General features: G+C 73.2%; 12 protein-coding genes and 2 pseudogenes. 7 read left to right on the forward strand and 7 right to left on the reverse strand.

Features of this window, described 5'->3' with window-relative positions:
- Positions 1–394, forward strand: a pseudogene (locus tag RWM17_RS08375) (lytic transglycosylase domain-containing protein); the annotation flags it as partial.
- A gap of 106 nt (positions 395–500) precedes the next feature.
- Here the strand turns inward: RWM17_RS08375 and rpsO are convergent.
- Together rpsO and RWM17_RS08385 are read right to left on the reverse strand one after the other, a co-directional pair.
- Positions 501–770: a 30S ribosomal protein S15 gene (gene rpsO, locus RWM17_RS08380; RefSeq protein ID WP_043596660.1), complete on the reverse strand. Its 270-nt coding sequence runs from the start codon at positions 768–770 to the stop codon at positions 501–503.
- Between the two features lie 93 nt (positions 771–863).
- Positions 864–1,319, reverse strand: a complete 456-nt coding sequence (locus tag RWM17_RS08385) for a VanZ family protein (RefSeq protein WP_314102656.1) — start codon at positions 1,317–1,319, stop codon at positions 864–866.
- Positions 1,320–1,438: 119 nt separating this feature from the next.
- On the opposite strand from RWM17_RS08385, the gene RWM17_RS08390 reads away from it, so the two are divergent.
- Positions 1,439–2,182, forward strand: coding sequence for a M50 family metallopeptidase (locus RWM17_RS08390; protein WP_314102658.1), 744 nt, complete (start codon positions 1,439–1,441; stop codon positions 2,180–2,182).
- Here the strand turns inward: RWM17_RS08390 and RWM17_RS08395 are convergent.
- Positions 2,179–2,718 carry an adenine phosphoribosyltransferase gene (locus RWM17_RS08395; RefSeq protein ID WP_133738666.1) on the reverse strand — a complete coding sequence of 180 codons (540 nt, stop codon included), beginning with the start codon at positions 2,716–2,718 and terminating at the stop codon, positions 2,179–2,181. The genes RWM17_RS08390 and RWM17_RS08395 overlap by 4 nt on opposite strands.
- Positions 2,719–2,882: 164 nt before the next feature.
- Between RWM17_RS08395 and RWM17_RS08400 the strand changes: the two genes are divergently transcribed.
- The 4 genes from RWM17_RS08400 (at position 2,883) to RWM17_RS08415 (ending at position 5,579) form a co-directional block, all read left to right on the forward strand.
- Complete coding sequence (locus RWM17_RS08400) at positions 2,883–3,926, forward strand: M4 family metallopeptidase (protein WP_314102660.1); 1,044 nt, start codon at positions 2,883–2,885, stop codon at positions 3,924–3,926.
- A 68-nt stretch (positions 3,927–3,994) separates the two neighbouring features.
- The gene (locus RWM17_RS08405; RefSeq protein ID WP_314102662.1) at positions 3,995–4,333 is read left to right on the forward strand and encodes a protealysin inhibitor emfourin; all 339 of its coding nucleotides are present in this window, start codon (positions 3,995–3,997) and stop codon (positions 4,331–4,333) included.
- A gap of 4 nt (positions 4,334–4,337) precedes the next feature.
- Positions 4,338–4,937 carry a hypothetical protein gene (locus RWM17_RS08410; RefSeq protein WP_314102665.1) on the forward strand — a complete coding sequence of 200 codons (600 nt, stop codon included), beginning with the start codon at positions 4,338–4,340 and terminating at the stop codon, positions 4,935–4,937.
- Positions 4,938–4,988: 51 nt separating this feature from the next.
- Complete coding sequence (locus tag RWM17_RS08415) at positions 4,989–5,579, forward strand: DinB family protein (RefSeq protein ID WP_314102667.1); 591 nt, start codon at positions 4,989–4,991, stop codon at positions 5,577–5,579.
- Here the strand turns inward: RWM17_RS08415 and RWM17_RS08420 are convergent.
- From RWM17_RS08420 to RWM17_RS08430, 3 genes are all read right to left on the reverse strand, one after another.
- Entirely contained in the window at positions 5,563–7,845 is a 2,283-nt protein-coding gene (locus RWM17_RS08420) for a UvrD-helicase domain-containing protein (RefSeq protein ID WP_314102674.1), read from the reverse strand. The two genes, RWM17_RS08415 and RWM17_RS08420, sit on opposite strands and share 17 nt — an antisense overlap.
- A 140-nt stretch (positions 7,846–7,985) precedes the next feature.
- Complete coding sequence (locus RWM17_RS08425) at positions 7,986–8,816, reverse strand: aldo/keto reductase (RefSeq protein WP_314102669.1); 831 nt, start codon at positions 8,814–8,816, stop codon at positions 7,986–7,988.
- Positions 8,816–9,190 (reverse strand): FKBP-type peptidyl-prolyl cis-trans isomerase, encoded by a 375-nt coding sequence (locus RWM17_RS08430; RefSeq protein ID WP_314102671.1) that lies wholly within the window; start codon positions 9,188–9,190, stop codon positions 8,816–8,818. Before RWM17_RS08430 ends, RWM17_RS08425 begins: the two co-directional genes overlap by 1 nt.
- Positions 9,191–9,276: 86 nt before the next feature.
- On the opposite strand from RWM17_RS08430, the gene RWM17_RS08435 reads away from it, so the two are divergent.
- Positions 9,277–10,602, forward strand: coding sequence for an MFS transporter (locus RWM17_RS08435; protein ID WP_314102673.1), 1,326 nt, complete (start codon positions 9,277–9,279; stop codon positions 10,600–10,602).
- 27 nt (positions 10,603–10,629) lie between these two features.
- Here the strand turns inward: RWM17_RS08435 and RWM17_RS08440 are convergent.
- A pseudogene (locus RWM17_RS08440) lies at positions 10,630–10,854 on the reverse strand (hypothetical protein); the annotation flags it as partial.

Genomic DNA, 10,854 nt, shown 5'->3' on the forward strand with positions numbered 1-10,854 from the left:
TGTCGCCCCCGCACCCGTCGCGCCTGCGCCGGTCGCCCCCGCGCCTGCCCCCGCCCCGTCTCCTGCCCCCACGCCGGCACCGCCGGCCGGCGTGGTCAACGACCCTGCAGGCGCGAAGGCCTACGCGGCGTCGCGCATCGGGACGGGCGCCGAGTACGACTGCCTCGTGCAGCTCTGGAACAAGGAGTCGGGCTGGCGCACGAACGCCACGAACCCGACGAGCGGCGCCTACGGCATCCCCCAGGCCTGGCCCGCCAAGAACCTGGCGTCGGCGGGGCTGGACTGGCAGACCAGCTACCGCACCCAGGTGAACTGGGGGCTGAGCTACATCGCGTCTCGCTACAAGACCCCCTGCGGCGCGTGGGGATTCTGGGTCAGGAACAACTGGTACTGAGCCGGTCCCTCCGCTCTTCCTCGTGCGGTCTGCTCCCCCGCGCGGACGAGAACGGCCCCCGCCCTGCAGAGCAGGACGGGGGCCGGAGTCGAGACTCGGAGGTCGACTAGCGACGCAGGCCGAGACGACCGATCAGCGTGCGGTAGCGCTCGATGTCGACCTTGGACAGGTAGCCCAGGAGACGACGGCGCTGGCCGACGAGGAGGAGCAGGCCACGACGCGAGTGGTGGTCGTGCTTGTGCTCCTTGAGGTGCTCGGTCAGGTCGAGGATGCGCTGCGTCATCACGGCGACCTGGACCTCGGGGGATCCGGTGTCGCCGGGGTGGGTCGCGTATTCTTCGATGATCCGGGTCTTGACGTCAGGTGCGAGTGCCATTCAGGATCCCCTTTCCAGTTCGTTGCGCGGCGCCCGTCACAGGATGTGCGAGCTCTCTTGTTCCGCGGCCGTTCAGACGGCAACCGGGCGAGCCTACCAGACGGGTGCCGGGCGAGGTGACCGGCGGCGATCTCGCGAGCGGCGGCGACTCGGCAGGACGAGACCGACGAACGCGGCTCCGATCGCCGCGCCGATCGTGTTCATCAGGATGTCCTGCGGGTCGGAGAACCGCGTCGACGAGAGGGCTGTGCCCTGGTAGAGCTCGATGGCGCAGGTCGCGGCGAAGCCGACCACGACGCCGACCCACCAGGCGCGCTTCGGGAGGAGCAGCGCGGGGAACATGCCCATGGGCACGAACATGGCGACGTTCGCCGCCGCCTCGACCCTGGCGAACGTGATCCAGCTCGTCTCCTCGTGACGACCGAAGAAGTCGAGGGCGCGCCAGAGCAGCTCGGACGTGCCGTCGCCGTAGACCGACGGGCGCAGCGTCATCCAGGCCACCCCGGCGAGGTAGACGAGGCTGAAGAGGAGGAGGACGGCGCGGCGCATCCGTCCATGGTGCGGCACGCCGGCTCGGAAGACGCCGCCCGGAGCCGAGGACCATCCTCTCGACGGAGGTGATCGAGCCTGGGGAGGGAGGACCGGGAGGCGCCTCCTAGGCTGGCGGGATGGACGAGACCACCGCCTCCCTGGCCGCTCTGTGGGCCCGGGTCGCGCAGCGCGCCGATCCGCTCCCCCTGTCGTGGATGCTGCTGGCCGTCGCCGCCGGGGCCGCGCTCGTGCTGCTGCCGGGCACCTGGCACACGGTGCGGCACGCGGTGACCGTCGTGCACGAGGGCGGCCACGGCCTGGCCGCCGTGCTGACCGGGCGGCGGCTGACGGGGATCCGCCTGCACTCGGACACGTCCGGGCTGACCGTCTCGCGCGGGCCGCGGTCGGGGCCGGGCATGGTGCTGACCCTGCTGGCGGGCTACACCGCCCCGGCGCTGGCCTCGCTCGGCGCCGCCTGGCTGCTCGGCGCGGGCTTCGCCGCCGGGCTGCTCTGGGCGCTCCTGCTGCTCCTCGCGCTGATGCTCGTGCAGATCCGCAACTGGTTCGGCCTGTGGGTCGTGCTCGTGGGCGCGGCCGTCGTCGCGGGCGTCACGTGGCTCGCCCCGGTCGAGTGGCAGCAGGTGTTCGGGCTGGTGCTGGTCAGCGTGCTGGGCCTGGGCGCCCTGCGCGCCTCCGTCGAGCTGCAGTCGAGTCGTCGGCGAGCGGCGCGCCGCGGCGCCCGCACGGAGTCGGACGCCGACCAGCTCGCCGGGCTGACCCACGTGCCCGGCGTCCTCTGGGTCGGCGTGTTCGTGGGGGTCGCGGCGGCGTGCCTCGTGGGGGCGTCGCTGCTGCTGTTCCCGGGGTGGCTCGCGCCCTAGGCGGGGGCGCTGCCGAGGGCGTGCACGGGGATGCGCGAAGCCAGGCGCTCGCGGCCGGGCAGGCCCTCGAGCTCGAGCAGCACGGCGATGCCGACGACCTCGTAGCCCGCGCGCTCGAGCAGGGTGACCGTCGCGTCGGCCGTGCCGCCGGTGGCCAGGACGTCGTCGACCACGAGCACCCGGGTGCCCGGGGGCAGCTGGCTCGGCCGCAGCTCGAGCGTCGCCTCGCCGTACTCGAGCGCGTAGCTCTCGCTCAGGACCTCGCCGGGCAGCTTGCCGGCCTTGCGCACGGTGAGGACGCCGACGCCCTGCTCGATCGCGATGCCGCCGGCGAGCGCGAAGCCCCGGGCCTCGATGCCGGCCACGGCGGTGAAGGCCCCGTCGAACGGCTCGGAGAGGGCGGCGGTCACGGTCGCGAAGGCGTCCGCGTCGGAGAAGAGCGGCGTCACGTCGCGGAACAGGATCCCGGGGACGGGGAAGTCGGGGACGACGGCGATCATTCGGTCGACGAGGGCGGAGGCGTCGGAGGCGGTCATCCGGTCGACGCTACCGGCTCGCGGAGGCCGCCCCGCACCTCCGGGGGCCCGCGGCCCCTCGTGAGCTGCCCGACCGCTCGCCGGGTCGCTCGCCCGACCAGCCGCTCGTGACGATCGTGTGAACGGACGGCCCCGATGTCGGAGGCCGGTGACAGAGTCTGTCCATGACCCGCTACATCGTGCCCCCGTACCTGCTCGCCCACCTCGCCGCGGCCGACACCGAGCGCTTCGCACGAGCCCCCGAGGCGGCCCGGCACGGGCTGCGGCAGATCGACGAGGTGCGCGCCGCCCGCAGCGAGGCGCCGCCCGTGCGGCAGGGCGCCGTCGCCCGGGGCCCCGAGGTCGAGCGCACCGTCTCGGACGCCCAGGGCACCGAGCAGCTGCCCGGGGTGCGGGTCCGGGGCGAGGGCGAGCCCCCGGGCGACGACGTCGCGGTGACCGAGGCGTACGACGCCCTCGGCGCGACGCACGCCCTGTTCCGCGAGGTCTACGGGCGGTCGAGCATCGACGGCGCGGGCCTGCCCCTCGAGGCGACCGTGCACTACGGCCAGGACTACGACAACGCGTTCTGGAACGGCGAGCGGATGGTCTTCGGCGACGGCGACGGCGAGGTCTTCGGCCGGTTCACCGCGTCGGTCAGCGTGATCGGCCACGAGCTGGCCCACGGCGTCACGCAGTACACCGCGAACCTCGAGTACCAGGGGCAGTCGGGCGCCCTGAACGAGTCGGTCAGCGACGTCTTCGGCGCGCTCGTCGAGCAGCACCTGTTCGACCAGGCTGCCGAGCAGGCGACGTGGCTGATCGGCGAGGGGCTCTTCACCGAGGCCGTCGAGGGCCGCGCGCTCCGATCGATGTCGGCGCCGGGCACGGCGTACGACGACGACGTGCTCGGCAAGGACCCTCAGCCTGCCCACATGGACGACTACGTCGAGACGACCGACGACAACGGGGGCGTCCACCTCAACTCGGGCATCCCGAACCGGGCGTTCTTCCTCGTCGCCGACGCCCTGGGCGGCCGAGCGTGGGAGCGCGCGGGGCAGGTCTGGTACGACACTCTGGTCGGCGGCGAGCTGTCACCGACCGCCTCCTTCGCGGAGTTCGCCGCGGCCACCGTCTCGGCGGCGGCAGCACGGTACGGAACCGACTCGGAGGAGGCGCGGGCCACGACCGCAGGCTGGAAGGGCGTGGGCGTCGAGCCGGCAGCTTGAGTCCTGGTCCCCAGAGTGCCGGACCTCACGCCCTCGGCAGCTCGGCGCCGCGGAGTAGCATCGCGGCCATGATGGTGACCGTCCAGAGGTCCGGCGGCTTCGCCGGGCTCACTCGCACCTGGCAGGTCGACGTCGCTGCCGAACCCGACACCGAGTCCTGGCTGGTGCTGCTCGACCTCGTGCCCTGGTCGGAGGCCCCCGCCCCGACCCAGTCGGTGCAGCCCGACCGCTTCGTGTGGGTCATCTCGGCGGAGACGTCGCCGGCGAAGAAGGCCAAGCTGCCCGAGCAACAGGTGACCGGGCCCTGGCGGGAGCTCGTCGACCGGGTGCGCGAGGTGAGCGACGCGGAGCGCGCGGGCGAGCGCGGCGCCGCGCACGACCCCACCGCGCCGGGCCACGGGGCCTAGTCGCGTGCCCTCTCGAGACACCGTCTTCGCGTCCGTGGCCGCACTCGTCGTCATCGGCGGTGCCGTCGGGATCGGGCTGGTCGGATCGGCGCAGCCGTCCCGGGTCGTCGGCGCCCAGAACGCCCCGCCCTGGCCCGTGCCCGCCGTGGGCGACCGGCTCGGCCGTGCCGAGCTCGCGGGCATGCAGAACGTCTGGGGCGAGGACCTCGCGATGCACGTGCACACGCACCTCTCGATCACGGTCGCCGGCGAGGCCGTGACGATCCCCGGAGACATCGGGCACGACGCCGACACGAAGCTCGCCGCTCCCCTGCACACCCACGACACGTCCGGCATCGTGCACGTCGAGTCGCCCCGACGGGAGTCGTTCGTGCTGGGCCAGCTCTTCACCGAGTGGGACGTGCACCTCGACGCCGTGAGCATCGGCTCGCTCGGACCCGATGACGGCCTCGAGCTGACCGCCTTCGTGGACGGGAGCCGCTGGTCGGGCGACCCGGCCGGCATCCGGCTGAGCGACTTCGAGGACGTCGCGCTCGTGCTCGCGCCCCGGGGCGAGACCGTGACCGCGCCTCCTGCGTTCGCCTGGCCGCCCGACTACCGCTGAGCGTCCGCGGTCGGGCTGGCGGCCGAGGCGGGGAGGCGGCACGCTGGGCACATGGACGAGAAAGAGACCCTGCAGCGCTACCTGTCGAAGCAGCGCGCCGACCTGCTCGCGAAGCTCGACGGGCTCGACGAGTACGACGCCCGGCGTCCGCTCGTGGCGAGCGGCACGAACCTGCTCGGCCTCGTCAAGCACGTCGCGAGCGTCCAGCTCGGCTACCTCGGCGAGGTCTTCGACCGGCCGTCGCCGCAGGAGATGCCGTGGCTGACGGACACGAGCGAGCCGGAGGCGGACCTCTGGGCGACCGAGGACGAGACCCGGGAGGCGATCGTCGCGTTCGCTCGGCACTCGGCCGACCACGCCGACGCGACCGTCGCGGCGCTCGACTTGGACTCTCCCGGCGTGGTGCCGTGGTGGCCGGCCGACCGGCGCGACGTCACGCTGCACTCGATCCTCGTGCACCTGTGCGTCGAGACCGCGCGTCACGCGGGCCACGCCGACCTCGCCCGCGAGCTCGTCGACGGCAGGCTCGGCAACGGACCGGCCGACCCGAACGTCCCGGACCGGGACGACGAGGGCTGGCGCGCCCACCACGACCGGGTCGAGGCGGCGGCCCGGGCCGCCGGCGCTAACCGACGACCGTGAGGCGCTGCGTCGGCCTGGTCATCGCGACGTAGAGGCTCGCCGCGCCGCGGACCGCCCCCGTGCGGATGCCCTCGGGATCGACGAGCACGACGCTGTCGAACTCCAGCCCCTTCGACGTCGCGGGGCTGAGCACCGAGATCGGCCGGGTCAGCGACGCCGTGCCCGGCGCCACCTGCCCGGGGAACACCGGGTCCAGCCCGGAGACGAGGTCTGCCACGAGGTGCTGCGGCGCGATGACCGCGAGCGTCCCCTCGGAGTCGATCCCCCGGTCGGCGGCGACAGCCTCGAGGGCCGCTGCGACGAGGGCGTCGTGCGCTGCGCCTCCTCGGCTGTCGCCCGCGGCGGCGAGGGCAGGCACCGCGATCTCGCGGACCGGCCACTCGCTCGACCGCACCGACCGGCTCGCCGTGATGGTCAGCCCGTTCTCGACGGCCAGGCGTTCGGCGTGCTCGACGATCTGGCTCGGCGTGCGGTAGTTGACCGTGAGTTCTTCGAGGCGCCAGGGCGCCGTGGTGCCGGCGACGCTCGAGCCGCGACGACGGCCGAGCAGGACCTGGAGCGCCCTGTCCCACGAGGAGGCGGCGGCCGGGCTGGACGCCTGAGCGATGTCGCCGACGACGGTGAACGAGCGCAGCGGGCAGCGGCGCGACAGCAGCCGCCACTGCATGGGCGACAGCTCTTGCGCCTCGTCGACCACGACGTGCCCGAAGGCCCAGGTCCGGTCGCCCGCGGCGCGTTCGGAGGTGGTCATCGACGCGGCGCGCTCGGCGAAGCCGCCGGCGATCTGCTCCGCCGACACCATGCCCTCGACCCCCATGTTCTCGATCGCCCGCTCGGCGTTCTCGATGTCGCGCTTGCGCTGCTGCTTGCGGGCCAGCTTGTCGGGGTCGACCCCGGCCTGGAACTCGCCGAGCAGCTCGGCCGCCTCGTCGAGCAGCGGCACGTCGGAGATCGTGAACTGCGAGCCGCGGGGCCGCTGGAGCAAGGCGCGCTGCGCCGGCGTCCAGCGCTGGGTGATGGTCGCGAGCCAGTTCGGGCGCGCGAACATGTCCTCGACGAGCTTCTCGGCCGACAGCGGCATCCACGCGGTGTTGAGCAGCACCCGCACGTCGTGCGACTGGCGGATGTCCTCACGGAGCACCGCCTCGTCCGACTCGTCGACGGTCGTGCCGTGCTCGCGCATCTGCGACACGAGCAGGCGGGTCAGCGCCGAGAGCGCCGCCTTGTTGAAGGTGACCCGGCCGAGGTTGTGCTGCTTGCCCCGCTCTTGTGCGCGCCGCATGGCGTCGCCGATCAGCTCGGGCTGCACGACGAGCCGCTCGCCGTTGATGTCGATCGTGGTCGCCTGCGTCGGCCGGACCTGCCGCGAGCGCACGGCTCGCTTGATCAGCTCGACCATCTCGGCCGAGCCCTTGAGCGCCGCGACGTCCGGGGCGTCGTCGACCTGGGTCTCGAGGTCGGGGTAGAGCCCGCCGAGGCTCGACAGCACGACGCCGCTCTCGCCGAGCGACGGGAGCACCTGCTCGATGTACCGCAGGAACGACCGCGACGGGCCCACGATGAGCACGCCCGAGCCGCGAAGACGGTCGCGGTGCGAATAGAGCAAGTAGGCCGCACGGTGCAGGGCGACGGCGGTCTTGCCCGTGCCGGGCCCGCCCTGGACGACGAGCACGCCGTCGAGCTCGGACCGGATGATCCGGTCCTGCTCAGCCTGGATCGTGGCGACGATGTCGGTCATGCGACCGGTCCGCTGGGCCGTGAGGGCCGCCATCAGCGCGCCCTCGCCCTGCAGCTGCACGTCGTCACGGTCGAGCAGCTCGGGGTCGAAGACCTCGTCCTCGAGGCGGGTGACGGCGCGGCCGGCGAGGGTGAGGTGACGGCGGGCCCGGACGCCCATGGGGGTCGCCGCGGTCGCCTGGTAGAAGGCGCTCGCGCCGGGCACCCGCCAGTCGAGCAGGATCGGGTGGTGTTGCCGGTCGCGCAGGCCGACCCGGCCGATGTACCGGAGGGCGCTGCCGGTCTCGTCGGGCCGCTCGAGCTCGAGGCGGCCGAAGGCGAGCCGCTCGTCGACGGCGCCGAGCTGGGTGATCGTGTCCTCGTAGAGCTTGGCGAACGCGTCCCGCTCGCTGCGGCTCTGGTGGTTGCCGCCCACGGCTTCTCGCCGGGTGCTCTCCAGCCGGACGCGGGCGTCGGCCTTCAACTCGTCCAGACGCGCGTACAGCGTGGCCACGTAGGCGCGTTCGCGCTCGAGCTCAGATGACACCAGGTTTGCTCCACCCCTCGGGAAAAGACGGCACGCCAGTCTACCTGTGCCCGGGCACGCCTCCGCCCCACCTGCGACGACGCCCGCGCCCTCCGGAGAGGACACGGGCGTGTCGAGCCGAGCGGTCTAGACCGCAGGCGGAGCTAGAACTCCTCGTGCGTCTCGGGGTCGCCGTCCCAGAGCCGGCCGCGCTCGAGGCCGCTGATGCGCGCCACCTCCTCGTCGGACAGCTCGAAGTCGAAGACGTCGAGGTTCTCGCGCTGGCGGCCGGGGTCGGCCGACTTGGGCACGGGCACGGCGCCGAGCTGGACGTGCCAGCGCAGGACGACCTGGGTGGGCGTCTTGCCGTGGGCACGGGCGATCTCGGTGACCACCGCCTCCTGCAGCAGCTCGCTCTGCTTGGCCAGCGGGCTCCAGCTCTCGGTGACGATCCCCATGCGCTCGTGCACCGCGCGCATCCCCGCCTGGGGGAAGTACGGGTGCAGCTCGATCTGGTTCACCACGGGCACGACGCCGGTCTCGTCGGCGACGCGCTGCAGGTGCTCCTCGGTGAAGTTCGAGACGCCGACGCTGCCGACGAGGCCGTCCTCCTGCAGCTTCACGAACGCGCGGAACGAGTCGACGTACTTGTCGACCCGGGGCAGCGGCCAGTGGATGAGGTAGAGATCGACGAAGTCGAGGCCGAGGTTCTGCCGCGTCTCCTCGAAGCTCGCGAGCGTCTCGTCGTAGCCGTGGTGCCGGCCCGGCAGCTTCGACGTGACGACGAGCTCGTCGCGCGGCACGTCGACGCGACGGACGGCCTCGCCGACCGCCGCCTCGTTGCCGTAGTTGAGGGCCGTGTCGAGGAGGCGGTAGCCGGACTCGATCGCCGTGGCGACCTGGCCCGCGCCCTCGTCGCCGTCCATCCCGTACGTGCCGAGGCCGAGGGCCGGGATGGTCCGGCCGTCGGCGAGGCCGATCGAAGGGGCCGTCATCAGCTGACGCCGAGGAGGTCGATGACGAAGATCAGGGTCTTGCCCGAGAGCGGGTGCCCGCCGCCGGCGGGGCCGTAGGCGAGGTGCGGCGGAACGACGAGCTGGCGGCGGCCGCCGACCTTCATGCCGGGGATGCCCTCCTGCCAGCCGCGGACGAGCGCCGCGAGGGGGAAGTTGATGGGCTCGCCGCGGCTCCACGACGCGTCGAACTCCTCGCCGGAGTCGAACTCGACACCGAGGTAGTGGACGTTGACGGTCGAGCCGGACCGGGCCTCGTCGCCGTCGCCGACCGTGATGTCGGTGATCTCGAGCTCGGCGGGAGCAGGAGCGGTGGGGGCGTCGATCTCGGGCTTGGTGCTGGGGTCGTGAGTCATGGGTCCATCCAACCACCGCCTCCTCGTGTCGTCGGGAGGAGGCGGGACGTCGACCCCGAACCGTGCGCATCGCGCATGATGGAGCCTTGACCACTCCGACTCCCGCCCCTGCCCCGTCCCGCCGTCCGGTGCTCGTCGACGTCACGCCGCTGCGGCAGAGCCCGGCGTTCGCGCGCCTCTTCGTCGGCAACACCGTCAGCGGGATCGGGACGCAGCTCACCCTCGTCGCCGTCGGGCTCGAGGTCTACGACATCACCCGCTCGACCTTCGCCGTCGCGCTGGTCGGCGTCGTCTCGCTCGTGCCCATGATCGTCGCAGGCCTCTGGGGCGGCATGCTCGCCGACGCGTTCGACCGGCGCAGGGTCGCCCTCGTCGCCGCCGTCTTCGCCTGGCTGTCGACCGCCGCCATCGCCCTGCACGCCTGGCTCGGCCTGCACGAGGTGGGCCTGCTCTACGTGCTGACCTGCGTCAACGCGGTGGCCGGCACGATGATCGCGACGTCGCGCGCCTCGATCGTGCCGCGCCTCCTGCCGGCCTCGCTGCTGCCCGCCGCCGCCGCGCTCGGCGGCATCGGCACGGGGCTGATGCTCACCGTCGGGCCGGCGCTCGCGGGGGTCCTCGTCGCGGGCATCGGCTTCGCGCCCACCTACACGGTCGACGTGGTGCTCTTCTCGTTCGCGTTCCTCGGGATCGTGACGCTGCCGCCCATCCGCCCCGAGGGGAACGCCCAGCGTCCGGGGCTGGCGTCCCTGGTCGAGGGGATGCGGTTCCTGCGGCGGGCGCCGACGGTGCGCACGACCTTCGTCGTCGACATCATCGCGATGACCTTCGGGCAGCCGCGGGTGCTCTACCCCGTGGTCGGGGCCGTGGTGATCGGAGGAGGTGCGGTGACGGTCGGCGTCCTCACCGCCTCCTACGCGGTGGGCGCGCTGCTGAGCAGCGTCTTCTCGGGGCGGCTCGGCCACGTGCGCCTGCAGGGCCGAGCGGTCGACCGTGCGATCACCGTCTACGGGATCTGCATCGCCGCGTTCGGGATCGTGCTGGCGCTCACCTCTCCGCGCGGCGACGGCGGGCTCACGGAGGGGCTGGGGCAGGCCGACCTGGTCGCGCTGGGCGCTGCCGCGCTCGCCCTCGCGGGGGCCGGGGCCGCCGACAACGTCAGCTCGATCTTCCGCTCGACCATCCTGCAGACCGCGGCTCCGGACCACATGCGAGGGCGTCTCCAGGGCGTGTTCATCGTGGTCGTCACCGGCGGGCCGCGCGTCGGCGACCTGTTCGTCGGGCTGGTCGCCGCGGCGGGCGTGGCGTGGCCGCCGCTGCTCGGCGGGGCGCTTATCGTCGTGCTGATCGCCGTCGTGGCACGGCTGACCCCGTCGTTCAGGACGTACGACGCACTGCACCCGACGCCGTAGCGACGGTGGCGGCGACGGCCGCCGGCCTCACCAGCCGGGAGGCGGGAGCGGGCGACCCCAGGGATCGTGCGTCGGCGGGCCGCCCTGCCAGTACTGCTGCTGCTGTGCGGGCTGCTGCGGCACCTGCAGCGGCGCGGACTGCTGCGGCTGCCAGACCTGCTCGTGCTGCTGCTGCTGAACCGGCTGCTGCTGCCACGCCTGCGCAGGCTGTCGCGGCCACCCGGCGAACGCAGCGGGCGGCGCCTGCAGCGC

Origin of the sequence: uncultured Frigoribacterium sp., from assembly GCF_963515265.1 — a bacterium.
Classification (GTDB): Bacteria; Actinomycetota; Actinomycetes; order Actinomycetales; family Microbacteriaceae; genus Frigoribacterium.